Annotated in this window: 1 protein-coding gene; it reads right to left on the bottom strand. The window is 53.1% G+C overall.

Annotated features, from left to right (window positions below):
* Window positions 1-243, bottom strand: a 243-nt coding sequence (locus KK062_RS30515) for a TonB-dependent receptor plug domain-containing protein (RefSeq protein ID WP_254088150.1), incomplete at both ends; no start/stop codon positions are given.

Genomic DNA, 243 nt, shown 5'->3' on the forward strand with positions numbered 1-243 from the left:
GTCGATAGTCGCCGCACCGGCTCTACCTTTTTTAGTCGTGACCAATATTACACCGCCGTTGGCTTGCGTGCCATAGATCGCGGCAGCTGAACCATCTTTAAGCACGTCGATAGACTCGATGTCGTCCTGCTGTAGCAGATCGAGGTTGCCACCGGGAATACCATCGATGATGACGAGCGGTGTTCTGGATCCTTCGATGGACGTTACACCACGAATGGACAGCGATACACTACTGTTGGGGTT

This window comes from Dawidia cretensis (genome assembly GCF_018598175.1).
Classification (GTDB): domain Bacteria; phylum Bacteroidota; class Bacteroidia; order Cytophagales; family Cyclobacteriaceae; genus Ohtaekwangia; species Ohtaekwangia cretensis.